The 13,443-nt window shown below is 71.7% G+C and carries 13 protein-coding genes; 7 read left to right on the top strand and 6 right to left on the bottom strand.

Annotation, left to right across the window (positions count from 1 at the left end):
- Window positions 1–9: 9 nt before the first annotated feature.
- Together lysA and OG574_RS34315 are read right to left on the bottom strand one after the other, a co-directional pair.
- Complete coding sequence (lysA, locus tag OG574_RS34320; RefSeq protein ID WP_326776363.1) at window positions 10–1,335, bottom strand: diaminopimelate decarboxylase; 1,326 nt, start codon at window positions 1,333–1,335, stop codon at window positions 10–12.
- A gap of 13 nt (window positions 1,336–1,348) precedes the next feature.
- Entirely contained in the window at window positions 1,349–1,651 is a 303-nt protein-coding gene (locus tag OG574_RS34315) for an SAV_915 family protein (RefSeq protein WP_326776362.1), read from the bottom strand.
- 471 nt (window positions 1,652–2,122) lie between these two features.
- Between OG574_RS34315 and OG574_RS34310 the strand changes: the two genes are divergently transcribed.
- The 6 genes from OG574_RS34310 (at window position 2,123) to OG574_RS34285 (ending at window position 8,383) form a co-directional block, all read left to right on the top strand.
- On the top strand, window positions 2,123–2,884 hold the full coding sequence (locus OG574_RS34310) for a DeoR/GlpR family DNA-binding transcription regulator (RefSeq protein ID WP_199841682.1): 762 nt from the start codon (window positions 2,123–2,125) through the stop codon (window positions 2,882–2,884).
- 86 nt (window positions 2,885–2,970) lie between these two features.
- A complete protein-coding gene (locus tag OG574_RS34305) occupies window positions 2,971–4,341 on the top strand; it encodes an ABC transporter substrate-binding protein (protein WP_326776361.1) in 1,371 nt (456 codons plus the stop codon).
- Window positions 4,338–5,273, top strand: a complete 936-nt coding sequence (locus OG574_RS34300) for a carbohydrate ABC transporter permease (RefSeq protein WP_326776360.1) — start codon at window positions 4,338–4,340, stop codon at window positions 5,271–5,273. The genes OG574_RS34305 and OG574_RS34300 overlap by 4 nt, the downstream gene beginning before the upstream one ends.
- The gene (locus OG574_RS34295) at window positions 5,270–6,100 is read left to right on the top strand and encodes a carbohydrate ABC transporter permease (protein WP_100592437.1); all 831 of its coding nucleotides are present in this window, start codon (window positions 5,270–5,272) and stop codon (window positions 6,098–6,100) included. The genes OG574_RS34300 and OG574_RS34295 overlap by 4 nt, the downstream gene beginning before the upstream one ends.
- Window positions 6,097–7,086 carry a zinc-dependent alcohol dehydrogenase family protein gene (locus OG574_RS34290; RefSeq protein WP_326776359.1) on the top strand — a complete coding sequence of 330 codons (990 nt, stop codon included), beginning with the start codon at window positions 6,097–6,099 and terminating at the stop codon, window positions 7,084–7,086. The genes OG574_RS34295 and OG574_RS34290 overlap by 4 nt, the downstream gene beginning before the upstream one ends.
- 73 nt (window positions 7,087–7,159) lie before the next feature.
- Window positions 7,160–8,383 carry a TerD family protein gene (locus OG574_RS34285; RefSeq protein ID WP_326778722.1) on the top strand — a complete coding sequence of 408 codons (1,224 nt, stop codon included), beginning with the start codon at window positions 7,160–7,162 and terminating at the stop codon, window positions 8,381–8,383.
- 222 nt (window positions 8,384–8,605) lie between these two features.
- On the opposite strand, the gene OG574_RS34280 is transcribed toward OG574_RS34285, so the two are convergent.
- The 3 genes from OG574_RS34280 to OG574_RS34270 form a co-directional block, all read right to left on the bottom strand.
- The gene (locus OG574_RS34280) at window positions 8,606–8,833 is read right to left on the bottom strand and encodes a CarD family transcriptional regulator (RefSeq protein WP_100592434.1); all 228 of its coding nucleotides are present in this window, start codon (window positions 8,831–8,833) and stop codon (window positions 8,606–8,608) included.
- Between the two features lie 141 nt (window positions 8,834–8,974).
- Window positions 8,975–9,994 carry a 1-aminocyclopropane-1-carboxylate deaminase gene (locus OG574_RS34275; RefSeq protein WP_326776358.1) on the bottom strand — a complete coding sequence of 340 codons (1,020 nt, stop codon included), beginning with the start codon at window positions 9,992–9,994 and terminating at the stop codon, window positions 8,975–8,977.
- A 79-nt stretch (window positions 9,995–10,073) separates the two neighbouring features.
- On the bottom strand, window positions 10,074–10,724 hold the full coding sequence (locus OG574_RS34270) for a GntR family transcriptional regulator (RefSeq protein ID WP_326776357.1): 651 nt from the start codon (window positions 10,722–10,724) through the stop codon (window positions 10,074–10,076).
- Window positions 10,725–10,892: 168 nt separating this feature from the next.
- On the opposite strand from OG574_RS34270, the gene OG574_RS34265 reads away from it, so the two are divergent.
- Window positions 10,893–11,789 (top strand): serine/threonine-protein kinase, encoded by an 897-nt coding sequence (locus OG574_RS34265; protein WP_326776356.1) that lies wholly within the window; start codon window positions 10,893–10,895, stop codon window positions 11,787–11,789.
- A gap of 118 nt (window positions 11,790–11,907) precedes the next feature.
- Here the strand turns inward: OG574_RS34265 and OG574_RS34260 are convergent, their stop codons facing one another.
- Window positions 11,908–13,365 carry an alkaline phosphatase PhoX gene (locus tag OG574_RS34260; protein ID WP_326776355.1) on the bottom strand — a complete coding sequence of 486 codons (1,458 nt, stop codon included), beginning with the start codon at window positions 13,363–13,365 and terminating at the stop codon, window positions 11,908–11,910.
- Between the last annotated feature and the right edge of the window lie 78 nt (window positions 13,366–13,443).

Genomic DNA, 13,443 nt, shown 5'->3' with positions numbered 1-13,443 from the left:
GGCGGCGGTTCAGAGCCCTGCGTCACGGCCCCTGAGGTCCTCGGCCGACTCGCGGCGCACCAGGAGCCTGGCCCGCCCGTCCGCCACCGCGACGACGGGCGGCCGCCCCACCAGGTGGTGGCCGGACGCCGTCGACAGGTGGTAGGCGCCCGCCACGGGCACGGCGAGGAGGTCCCCGGCCCGTACGTCGTCCGGCAGCGGCACGTCCGAGGCGAGGACGTCGCCCGCCTCGCAGTGCCGGCCGACGACCGTGACGGGGCGCATGGCCGCCGTGGAGCGCCTGCCGACGAGGCGGGGCGCGTAGCGGACGCCGTGGAGCGCGGGCCGTGGATTGTCGCTCACGCCTCCGTCGACGGCGACGAAGACGCGGGCGCCGGTGCGCTGTACGGCGAGCACCCGGTACAGGGCCACGCCCGCGCGGGCGACGACGGCGCGGCCCGGCTCGACGGCGAGGCGCGGCACGGGAAGGTCCGACTGGGCGCAGGCGTCGGCGAGTTCGCGGCGCACACGCCGGGCCAGCTCCGGTACGTCGAGCGGGTGCTCGCCGGGCCGGTGGGCGACCGCGTGGCCGCCGCCGATGTCGAGCTCGGGCAGCGTGATCCCGTGCCGGTCGCGAATGCGGGCCATCAGGCCGACGAGGTGCCGCACGGCGACGACGTACGGCTTCACGGTGTCGATCTGCGAGCCGATGTGGCAGTGCAGTCCGGTCAGTTCGAGCCCCGGCTGCTCGACGAGGCGGGTCACGGCGTGCATCGCGGAGCCGTCCGCGATGGACAGGCCGGACTTCTGGTCGTCCGTCCCGGTGCGGCTCGCGGCGACGCCCGGCACGACGCGGGCCATGACGCGCTGCCGGGTGCCCCGGGGGACGTACGCGGCGAGGCGGGCGATCTCGGAGGTCGAGTCGACGACGATGCGCCCCACGCCGTGCCGCAGGGCCGCGCGCAGGTCGTCGGGGCTCTTCGCGTTGCCGTGGAAGACGATCCGCTCGGGCGGCAGGCCCGCGATGACGGCGAGTTCCAGCTCGCCCGCCGAGCACACGTCGAGCCCGAGGCCCTCCTCGTGGACCCAGTGGACCATCGCGCGGCACAGGAAGGCCCTGGCCGCGTAGAGGACGTCGGCGCCGGGGAAGGCGCTGCGGTAGGCGCGGCAGCGTGCGCGTACGTCCGTCTCGTCGAGTACGTGGACGGGCGTGCCGAACTGCTCGGCCACGTCGACGAGTTCGACCCCGGAGACGGTCGGGTCGCCGTGCGGGCCCCGGACGGTGGTGGCGGGCCAGACGGAGAGATCGTCGGGCGACTGCGCCGGGATCGCGGCGGCTACGGTCGTGACGGCCATGTGGACGGGCCCCTCAGCCGAGGTGGCCGGCGGGCGCGGGCGCCGGGCTCGGGTCGACGGTGAGCTCGGTGACGCCCACCGGTCCCGTGAGGGCCCGCAGGGCGGGTTCGGCGAGCCGGATCCACGGCTGCCCGGGCCCGAGCAGGTCGACGAGGAGCCGCTCGCTGGTGAAGCCGACGGCGGTGCGGCCGCCGCGCGCGGTGCGGAAGAGACGGGTCGCGCAGGTCCCGGGTCCCGGCCGGACGGGGACGAACAGGGGCCCGGCCGGGGTGGGTTCGCAGGGTTCGGCGTCGTCGGCTTCGATGCGGTCGTTCACGGCTGCTCCTGGGTGGCGAGGAAAGAGTGCTGGCTGACAAAGCGTGCTGACGGAAGAGTTGCTCCGGCAAGGACGTTATGCCCGCCTGCCCCCTCTCCGGCCCCGCCGATGACGCACTGTTGACGCCTTCTCGGCGCTCCTTGACGCAAAGCGAGCGGGGCGGGCGGGCAGCGAACGGGCTGCCGTGGCCCCCCGAACGGGCATCGTCCTGCCCGCTTCCGCGCACCGCCCCAGGTCCGAGGCGGGCAGGCACCGGTGCGAACGGGCACAGACGGGCAGCATCGGACCGGTAACGAACCTGGTCACAGCCGCGGGCCCGCTGTACAAATTTCCCAGAGTCACCGCACGGGCCCGAACGGGCGGCGGACCGGACACCGGGCACACCCGGCCCGGAACGCACAGCAGGGACCGCACGGTCCGGTCAGGACGGTCCGGACAGCACGGCAAGGACCGCACAGAGAGGTGCACAGCATGAGCGCGGAGGAACGCCAGCGGGAGATCGTGCGCGCCGCACGCCGCAGCGGCTCCGTCGACGTCACCGTGCTCGCGGCCCGACTCGGCGTCGCGAAGGAGACCGTACGGCGCGACCTGCGGGCCCTGGAGGACCACGGCCTGGTGCGGCGCACGCACGGCGGCGCCTATCCCGTGGAGAGCGCGGGTTTCGAGACGACGCTCGCCTTCCGCACCACCATGCACGTCCCGGAGAAGCGCCGGATCGCCGCCGCGGCGGCCGAGCTGCTCGGGGACGCGGAGACCGTCTTCGTCGACGAGGGGTTCACCCCCCAGCTCATCGCCGAGGCCCTGCCGCGGGACCGGCCGCTCACCGTGGTCACCGCGTCGCTGGCCACGGCGGGCGCACTCGCCGAGGCCGAGAACACGACGGTGCTGCTGCTCGGCGGCAGGGTGCGGTCCGGCACCCTGGCCACGGTCGACCACTGGACGACGAAGATGCTCGCCGGGTTCGTGATCGACCTGGCGTTCATCGGCGCCAACGGCATCTCGCGCGAGCACGGCCTGACCACGCCCGACCCCGCGGTCAGCGAGGTCAAGGCGCAGGCCGTGCGGGCCTCCCGGCGCACGGTGTTCGCGGGTGTGCACACCAAGTTCGGGGCGGTCAGCTTCTGCCGGTTCGCGCCGGTCTCCTCGCTGGAGGCGATCGTGACCAGCACGCAGCTGCCCGCGTCCGAGGCTCACCGCTATGCGTTGCAGGGGCCCCAGGTCATCCGCGTCTGACACCCCTGCCTGCATACGCCGACGGGTTCCGCACACCCCGGCGTACCCCTTTCCTCCATATTTGCCTCATACGTTCAGGAGCATTCATGCGAACCCAGAGCCGACGGAGGCCGCGCGCGCTGTGCGCCGCGGCCGCCGCAGGGACGCTGCTCGCCCCGCTGCTCTCCGGCTGCTGGGCCGGTGCCGGCGGGACCGGCTCGGGCGGTGACTCCATCAACGTCCTGATGGTGAACAACCCGCAGATGACCGAGTTGCAGAAGCTGACCGCCGCGCACTTCACCAAGGAGACCGGCATCAAGGTCAACTTCACCGTCCTGCCGGAGAACGACGTCCGCGACAAGATCAGCCAGGACTTCGCCAACCAGGCGGGCCAGTACGACGTCGCGACGCTGAGCAACTACGAGATCCCCATCTACGCCCGCAACGGCTGGCTGCACGAGCTGGGTTCGTACGCGCGCAAGGACACCGCGTACGACGAGCGGGACATCCTCAAGCCGATGCGCGAGTCGCTCACCGGGGACGACGGAAAGCTCTACGGCCAGCCGTTCTACGGCGAGTCCTCCTTCCTCATGTACCGCAAGGACGTCTTCGCGAAGAAGGGCCTGCGCATGCCCGCGCATCCCACCTGGCGGCAGGTCGCCGACCTCGCCGCGAAGGCGGACGGCGCCGAGCCCGGGATGAAGGGCATCTGCCTGCGCGGCCTGCCCGGCTGGGGTGAGCTCATGGCGCCGCTGACGACGGTGGTGAACACCTTCGGGGGCACCTGGTTCGACAAGAACTGGAAGGCGCAGCTCACCTCGCCCGGATTCGAGAAGGCGACCCGCTTCTACGTGGACCTCGTCCGCAAGCACGGCGAGTCCGGAGCGGCCCAGTCCGGCTACGCGGAGTGCCTCAACAACCTCACCCAGGGCAAGACGGCCATGTGGTACGACGCCACGGCCGCCGCCGGTTCGCTCGAATCGGCGAAGTCCCCGGTCAAGGGCAAGATCGGCTACGTACCCGCGCCGGTCGAGAAGACGGAGAGCTCGGGCTGGCTCTACACCTGGGCCTGGGGCGTGCAGAACGCCTCGCGCAATCCCGACAAGGCGTGGAAGTTCGTCTCCTGGGCATCGGGCAAGGGCTACGAGAACCTGGTCGGCAAGGAGATCGGCTGGTCGAACGTGCCGGCCGGCAAGCGCGCCTCGACGTACACCAACCCGGAGTACCGCAAGGAGGCCGCCGCCTTCCAGGACGTGACGCGCGCGGCCATCGAAGGGGCGCGCCCCCGCGACCCGGGCGTCCAGCCGCGGCCCGCGCCCGGCATCCAGTTCGTCGGCATCCCCGAGTTCACCGATCTCGGCACCAAGGTCTCGCAGGAGATCAGCGCGGCCATCGCCGGACGCCAGTCGGTCGACACGGCCCTGAGGAAGTCCCAGAAGCTCGCCGACGAGATCGCGAAGGAGTACGAGGGACGATGACCGCGACCACGACCGTTCCCGTCGCCCACGCGCGCGTGGGCATCGCCAAGGCCCCCGGCCGGCTGCGCGCCTGGGCCACCAGGGCCCCGCTCCTGCCCGCCCTCGTGTTCATGATCGTGGTGACCCAGCTGCCCTTCGTGGCGACGCTGGTGATCTCGTTCTTCGACTGGAACGCCCTGTATCCGGACGCCCGCCGCTTCACGTGGTTCGCCAACTACAGCGAGGTGCTCACCGACCCGGACCTGCGCAAGTCCGTCCTGACGACGATCCTGCTGACGGCGACCGTCGTCATCGTGAGCCTGGTCGTCGGACTCGGCCTCGCGCTGCTCCTCGACCGGAAGTTCCGCGGCCGCGGCCTCGTGCGCACGCTCCTCATCGCGCCGTTCCTGCTGGTCCCCGTCGCCGCCGCGCTGCTGTGGAAGCACGTCCTGTACAACCCCGAGTACGGACTCCTCAACGGCCTGCTGCACTACGTCGGCGGCCCCCAGCCCGACTGGATCTCCAACACCCCGCTGCTCGCCGTCGAGACGGCCCTGGTGTGGCAGTGGACGCCGTTCATGATGCTGATCCTGCTCGCGGGCCTGCAGTCGCGCTCCCCCGAACTGATCGAGGCGGCCCGGATGGACGGCGCGGGCAACTGGCAGGTCTTCCGGTATCTGACGCTGCCCCACCTGCGCCGCTATCTCGAACTGGGCGCCCTGCTGGGCTCGGTGTACATCGTGCAGAACTTCGACGCCGTCTTCACGATCACCTCGGGCGGCCTCGGCACCGCCAACCTGCCGTACACCGTCTACCAGAGCTTCTACCAGGCCCACGAGAACGGCCTCGCGTCGGCCGCCGGCGTCCTGGTCGTCATCGGCTCGATCATCATCGCGACGTTCGCGCTGCGCGTGGTGTCGTCGCTGTTCCGTGAGGAGGCGTCCCGCGCATGAATCTCCGTATCCCGCGTCTGAAAGGGCTGGGGCTCGTCGCCTGGCTCGCCGGCATCCTGTTCTTCCTGCCCATCGCCTGGATGGTGCTGACGTCCTTCCACTCGGAGGAGAACGCCGCCACCAACCCGCCCTCGTTCGCGGCCTCCCTCACCCTCGACGGGTACCGCGACTTCTTCGGCACGGCGGGCGGCGCGAGCCCGTGGCCCGCGCTCATCAACTCGACGGTGGCGTCGCTCGCCTCGACGCTGTTCGTCCTGGTACTGGCTCTGCCGGCCGCGTACGCGCTGTCGATCCGGCCCGTGAAGAAGTGGACCGACGTCCTCTTCTTCTTCCTGTCGACGAAGATGCTCCCCGTCGTGGCGGGCCTCCTGCCGATCTACCTGTTCGCCAAGAACGCCGGGATGCTCGACAACATCTGGCTCCTGGTCATCCTCTACACGTCGATGAACCTGCCGATCGCCGTGTGGATGATGCAGTCGTTCCTCGCCGAGGTGCCGATCGCAGTCATCGAGGCCGCGCGGATCGACGGGGCGCGCCTGCCGACCCTCCTCGCGCGCGTGGTGGCCCCCATCGCCATGCCGGGCATCGCCGCGACCGCGCTGATCTGCTTCATCTTCAGCTGGAACGAACTCCTCTTCGCGCGCGTACTCAGCGGTGTCGTCGCCCAGACCGCGCCCGTCTTCCTGACCGGCTTCATCACGAGCCAGGGCCTGTTCCTGGCGAAGGTGTGCGCCGCGTCCCTCGTTGTCTCCCTGCCGGTACTCGCCGCGGGATTCGCCGCCCAGGACAAACTGGTCCAGGGCCTGTCGTTGGGAGCTGTGAAATGAAGGCCGCCGTGATCGAGTCCGTCGGCAAGGCAGTGGTCACGGAGGTCCCCGACCCCACGCCGGGTTCGCGTGACGTCGTCGTGGAGGTCGCGGCGTGCGGGCTGTGCGGCACCGATCTGCACATCCTCCAGGGCGAGTTCGCGCCGACGCTGCCGGTGGTGCCTGGTCATGAGTTCGCGGGAGTGGTCGTCGGTCTCGGGCGTGACGTGCGCGAGGTGTCGGTCGGCGACCGCGTCGCCGTCGACCCGTCGCTGTACTGCTACGAGTGCCGGTACTGCCGCTCGGGCCACAACAACCTCTGCGAGCGGTGGGCCGCGATCGGCGTCACCACCGCGGGCGGCGCCGCCCAGTACGCCGTCGCGCCCGTGGCCAACTGCGTACGCCTGCCCGACCACGTCCGCACCGAGGACGCGGCCCTCATCGAGCCCCTGTCGTGCGCCGTGCGCGGCTACGACGTACTGAACTCGCGCCTCGGCTCCCATGTGCTGATCTACGGCTCCGGGACGATGGGCCTGATGATGCTGGAACTCGCCAAGCGGACCGGCGCCGCGAGCGTCGACGTCGTGGACCTCAACGCGGACCGGCTCGCCACCGCCCGCAAGCTGGGCGTCTCGGGGTCCGGGGCCGGCGCGGACGAGCTCGACCGGCCGCAGGGCTGGGACGTCGTCATCGACGCGACGGGCAACGCGGGCGCGATCCAGGACGGTCTCGAGCGCGTCGCGAAGGCGGGGACGTTCCTCCAGTTCGGCGTCGCGGACTACGCGACGCGCGTGTCCATCGACCCGTACCGGATCTACAACCAGGAGATCACCATCACCGGCTCGATGGCCGTCCTGCACAGCTACGAGCGGGCCGCCGAACTGTTCGCGGGCGGTGTCCTCGACCCGGACGTGTTCATCAGCGACCGGCTGCCGCTCGACGCGTATCCGCAGGCGCTCGACCAGTTCGCGTCCGGCGTGGGGCGCAAGATCGTGGTGGTGCCGTGAGCCATCGGTGGGAAGTCATCGGCAGGTAAGGGAACGGCAAAGCCGTATCGCTCGTTACCCCGGCATGACCGCTATGACCCCCGGCTCGAACATCCCGCTGTCCACCGCCCGCGTGGCGGTGGACGTCGCCGCCCCGGTGCGGCTCGACGTCTCGGGCCTGCTCCTCACCGCCGACGGCAAGGTACGTTCCGACGACGACTTCATCTTCTACAACCAGCCCTCGGGCCCGGGCGTGACCTACCGCTCGGGCGGCGGCACGGCGCCGGACGCGATCGTGGTGGACACGGCCGCCGTGCCGCCGGGCATCGAGAAGATCGTCGTCACCGCGAGCCCGGACGCGGCCGGCCAGACCTTCCAGGGCATCGAGCCCACGGCCACGATCAAGGCCGACGACGGCTCCGTGCTGGCCACGTTCACGCCGCCGCAGCTCGGCACCGAGACGGCTCTCGTGATCGTCGAGATCTACCTCCGCAACGGCGCCTGGAAGGCGCGCGCGGTGGGCCAGGGCTATGCGAACGGCCTGGCGGGCATCGCCACGGACTTCGGTGTGAGCGTCGAAGAGCCCGCGGCACCGGCTCCGGCCCCCGCGCCGGTGCAGCCCGCACAGCCCGTGCAGGCCATGCCCGCGCCGACCACTCCCCCGGTCGACCCGCGCGTGGCCCCGCCCGCGCCCACCGCCGCCCCGGCAGCCCCGCCCGCCGCTCCCGCTCCGGGCGCCGGGAAGATCAATCTGGACAAGGGCCGCGTCAGCCTCCAGAAGAACCAGACGGTGTCTCTGGTCAAGGGCGGGCAGCCGCTGCTCTCGCAGGTCAAGATGGGCCTCGGCTGGGAGCCCGCGTTCCGCGGCAAGGACATCGACCTGGACGCGTCGGTCATCGCCTTCGGCCCCCAGCGCAACCACGTGGACAGCTGCTACTTCGGCAAGCTCTCGATCGTGAACGGCGCGATCAAGCACTCCGGCGACAACCTCACGGGCGAGGGCGGCGGGGACGACGAGGTCATCGTCGTCGACCTGGGCCGGCTCCCGCAGGAGGTGACGGGCCTGGTGTTCACGGTGAACTCGTTCTCGGGCCAGAAGTTCACCGAGGTCGCCAAGGCGTACTGCCGCCTCATCGACGCGGCGACGGGCGAGGAGCTGGTCCGCTTCGACCTGACGAACGCGGAGGCGCAGACGGGCGTGATGATGGCGAAGCTGATCCGCCAGTTCTCCGGCGAGTGGGACATGACGGCCATGGGCGACTTCGTGAAGTCGCGGACGGTACGCGGCATGGTCAAGCCGGCGGCACAGGCACTCTGAGAACGGGCGGCGGCACAGGCCCCCCGAGGACGGCAACCCCTCGCTCATGCGAGCGAGGGGTTGCCGCCGGGATGCGGGACGTCACGAGGGGTGACGGGCGGACACGGCAGAGGCGGTCGGCGGCACGGAAGCGCGTGCTGCCGACCGCCTCTTGGCGTCAGCCTCCGAAGCCGTGGACACGACCCCCGAATCCAGGGCGCCGGTTCCGAAGCGTCGGATACGTCAGAGCTTGGACAGCTTGGAGAACGGGGTCAGGAACCGGCCCTGCTGCCCGGCGAAGTCGATGAGCACGGCTTCGTCGCCCTCGACCCCGATGATCCTGCCGAGGCCGTACTGATCATGGGAAACGCGGTCGCCCACGGCGAACTGCTCTACCGGCGGAGCGGGCTTTGCCGGAACGTTGAAGGGGCTGCCCGGAAGTTGGCGGCGCGTACTGGGGGGCCTTGTCATTCAACGAGTATGCGCCCCGCGCACCCACGGACACCACGTCTTCGTCCTCACACTTCGGTGACGATGTCCGTGAAACACCCCTCTCGACCTGCGCTCACCTGCGCCTGAGCCCTCCGGCGTGGGCTTTTGCAGCGACGCAGATCACCGGAACAGCGCGCTGTAGGCGTTCAGGGCGGGCTGGCCGCCGAGGTGGGCGTACAGGACGGTCGCGTCGGGGCCGATCTCGCCCCGGGCGACCAGGTCGATCATCCCGGCCATCGACTTTCCCTCGTACACGGGATCGGTCACCATGCCCTCCGTGCGGGCGGCCAGCCGCATCGCGTCGAGGGTGGCCTCGTCGGGGACGCCGTACGTCCCCGCGTGGAAGCGCTCGTCGAGCTCGACATCGTCCTCCGTCAGCTCCCTCCGTACGCCGACGAGCCCGGCCGTGCCCCGGGCGATCCGCAGGATCTGCTCGCGGGTGCGGTCCGGTTCGGCGGAGGCGTCGACGCCGAGGATGCGGCGAGGGCGGCCACCGGACTCGACGAGCGCCGCGCACCCGGCGATCATCCCCGCCTGGGTCGACCCGGTGACCGAGCAGACCACGACGGTGTCGAAGAAGACGCCCAACTCCGCTTCCTGTTCGGCAAGTTCGTAAGCCCATTGCGCGAATCCGAGGCCGCCCAGCCGGTGTTCGGAGCAGCCGGCCGGGATCGCGTACGGGCGGCCGCCCGCCTCCTCCACCTCGCGGACGGCCTGCTCCCAGCTCTCCTTGACGCCGATGCCGAACCCGGCCCGGACCAGACGCACCTCCGCACCCGCGAGCCGGGAGATGAGGATGTTGCCGACCTTGTCGTAGACGGAGTCGGGCCACTCGACCCAACTCTCCTGCACGAGAACGCACTTGAGGCCCGCGCGGGCCGCTACGGCAGCGACCTGGCGGGTGTGGTTGGACTGCACCCCGCCGATCGACACGAGCGTGTCGCAGCCCTGCGCGAGGGCATCCGCGACCAGGTACTCCAGCTTGCGGGTCTTGTTCCCGCCGTACGCGATTCCGGAGTTGCAGTCCTCCCGCTTGGCCCAGAGGGAGGCCCCGCCGAGATGCGCGGTGAGCCGGTCCAGCGGGTGCACGGGCGAGGGGCCGAAGAGCAGGGGGTAGCGCTCGTACGCGTCGATGGTCACGGGACCTCCCGGGGTCGGTTCGGTCGGTTCGGTCGGTTCGGGGTCGCGGGTGCGGGGACCCGCCTCATGGGCCGGCCGGCTACGCCTCCTCGTCGGCCAGCTCCTCCAGTACGCGCCAGATCTCCGTCGTGATCCGCACCGCGCCCGCCGCGTCCCCCGCGGCGCAGGCGTCGATGAGGCGGGCGTGGGGCCCGGCGGAGCCGCACGCGGCTCCCTGGCCGAAGCGGCGCCGCTCCAGGCGGCGGATGAGGGGCGTGTAGCGGGCGATCGTGGCGGCCGCGGCACGGTTGCCCGAGACGCGGACCGGGACGCCGTGCAGCTCGTCGTCCGCGCGCAGGGCCGCGTCCACGTCACCGGCCGCCACGGCGGCGGCGAACCGCGCGTTGGCCTCGCGCATCGCGTCGGTGTCCGCGCGGGCGAGGCGGGGCACGGCGGTGCGGACGGCGAGCTCGTGCATGGCGCGTACGACGGCGGCCGCGTCCCGTACGTCGGCCGCCACCAGGGGGGTGACCCGGGTGTGGCTCTGCGGCTTGGTCTCCAGGAGCCCCTCGTCCACGAGCCGTGAGAACGCCGCGCGGACGGGCGCGCGGGACAGGCCGAGGAGTTCGGCGAGATCCGCGTCACGTACGACCGCGCCCGGCGCGATGTCCCCGCCGACGATGGCGTCACGGATCGCGGTGCACGCCTGGTCTCTGAGGAGGGTGCGCTGCACCCGTCGGATGGCCGCCATGAACTGAAATGTTAGATACCACTGCCGTTCGCGGGAACCCCCCGGTGCCTGCCTGGCGTCGCAGTGATCGTCGGCGGTACTCGGCGGCCCGGGTCTTCCGGGCGTCCCTGCCCGCCGACGGCGAGCCGCGGTACCGCTGTTCGAAGCCGTACAGGAGGATGGCGTTCCATGGTGCGTCTCGCGGATTACCGCCTCGTCAGTCAGCTCGGCGACCGCGGCACGGGGACCGCGCACCTGGCGCGCTCACCGGGGGGCCAGGTCGTGGTGGTCAGGACAGTGCGGGAGCCTCTCGCCGCCGAGCCGCTGTTCAGGGCACGGTACCGGTGGGAGACCGAGGCGGCGCGGGCCGTGCGGGGGCCCTTCACTGCGGCCGTGCTCGACGCCGACCCCGAGGCGGCGGTGCCCTGGACCGCGGCGGAGTTCTGCGTGGGCCCCTCGCTGTCCGAGGCCGTGGCGGCGCTCGGCCTGCCGGACCCGGGTGCCCTCGCCGCGATCGGCGCCTCGCTCGCCGGGGCGCTCACGGCGATCCATGCGACGGGGCTCGTGCACGGCGATCTCAAACCGGCGAACGTCGTCGTGACGGCCGCCGGGCCCAAGGTCATCGACTTCGGGGTCGCGAAGGCGGCGGTTCCGGGCGGCGGGACGCCCGGCATCGGCGAACCGGCCGCCGAACCGGTCGGCTCCCCCGGCTTCATGGCGCCCGAGCAGATCACCCACGCCGTCCCGGCCGGCGCCTCCGCGGACGTGTTCGCGCTCGGCGCGCTGCTCGGCCTCTGCGCGACGGGCCGCAATCCGCACGGCGCGGGCAACGCCCCGCACGTCATCCACCGCACGCTGCACGAGCAGCCGGACCTGGTCGGAGTCCCGGACCAGGAGTGGGAGGCGTTCCTCGGCGGCTGCCTGGCCAAGTCCCCCTACGCCCGTCCGACGGTCCCCGAGGTCCTGGCGTGGTGTGTGGCCCGGGCGACCCCGTATCCCTGGTGGGAGCAGGAGGAGGTCGCGGCCCTCATCCACGTGCACGAGGAGTCGCTCACGGAGAGGCTGTCGGCGGAGGAGCAGGACTGATCCGGGGACGACCGCGGCCGACGCGCACGGCAGGGGCGTGCGCGCCGGCCGGAGGTCAGCCGTCGGCCGGAGGTCAGTCGTCAGCCGTCAGCCGTCAGTCGCTTCGGGTGGAGCGTGATCAGTTCGAGCGCTGGCGCTTCCACGGCCCCGTGATGGCGAGCATGATGCCCGGGGTCTGGATGTTCGCGTAGAGGGTCCGGCCGTCGGGCGAGAACGTGACGCCCGTGAACTCGCTGTACTCCGGCTCCTGTTCGGTGCCGATGTTCAGCTCGTTGCGCGCGATCGGGTACGTGCGTCCGCTGTCGGTCGCGCCGAACAGGTGCTGGATGCCGTTGCCGTCCTCGGCGATGACGAGGCCGCCGTACGGGGAGACCGTGATGTTGTCCGGGCCGTCGAAGGCGCCGTCCTTGGACGGGTCCGCGTTCACGCCGAGCAGGACCTTGAGCGTCAGGGTGCGGCGCTTGGGGTCGTAGAACCAGACCTGTCCGTCGTGCTGGACGGGGCTCTCCTCACGGGCGAACGAGGAGACGATGTACGTGCCGCCGTCGGCCCACCACATGCCTTCGAGCTTGCGGGCGCGGGTGACCTCACCGGCGGCGAACTGCTTGCGCACGGAGACCGTCTTGGCGTCGCGGTCGGGCACGTCGATCCAGTCGACGCCGTAGACCGTGCCGATCTGCGTGGCGCGCGACAGGTCGTCGACGAAGCGGCCGCCGGAGTCGAAGCACTTGGTGGCCTGGAGGACGCCCGCGTCGTCGGCGAGCGTGCGCAGCTTGCCGCGGCCGTGGTGGAAGCCCTTCGGCGGGGTCCAGCGGTAGAGCAGGCCGTTGGGGCCGGACGCGTCCTCGGTGAGGTAGGCGTGGCCGCGCTTGGGGTCGATCACGACAGCCTCGTGGGCGTACCGGCCGAAGGCCTTGATCGGCTTGGGCTCGCGGTTCGCGCGGCGGTCCGCGGGGTCGACCTCGAAGACGTAGCCGTGGTCCTTGGTCATGCCGTTGGCGCCGGCCTTGTCCTCGGTCTCCTCGCAGGTCAGCCAGGTGTCCCAAGGGGTGCGCCCGCCGGCGCAGTTGGTGGCGGTGCCGGCGATGCCGACCCACTCGGCGACGTGTCCGTCGCGGCGGACCTCGACGACGGTGCAGCCACCGGCCGCGGCCGGGTCGTAGACGAGACCCTCGGCGAGCGGGACCGGGTACTTCGCCTTGGTGCGGGCGCCGCCGATCTCGTGGTTGTTGACGAGCAGCGTGGCGCCGCGGGGACCGTCGAAGGTGGCGGTGCCGTCGTGGTTCGACGGCGTCGACTCGCCCGACTCCAGAGTCGTCTTGCCCGTGTACGTGATGACGCGGTACGAGAATCCGGCGGGCAGCGCGAGCAGGCCCTTCGGGTCGTCGACGAGCGGGCCGTAGCCGACACCCTGGTGGTGCCCGTCGTGGCCCTCGTGGCCCTCGGCGTGCTCGTACTCGCCGTCGGCGGCCAGCGCACCGGGAGCGGTGGCGAGCGCGCCGACGGTGCCGGCCAGGGCGATGCCCGCGCCGGTGGCGGCGGAGCGTCTCGTGAAGTCCCTGCGGGTGAGCGACATGGTGTCTCCTGTGACCGGGTGGCTGTGGCGGTGGAGCGGGCGCTGATGCTGTTTCGGCCACACGTTCCCCGTCATGCC

The organism is Streptomyces sp. NBC_01445, from assembly GCF_035918235.1.
Lineage (GTDB): Bacteria > Actinomycetota > Actinomycetes > Streptomycetales > Streptomycetaceae > Streptomyces.
The sequence above is the reverse complement of the archived record's forward strand: the minus strand, read 5'-3'. Positions and strand labels throughout refer to the sequence as shown.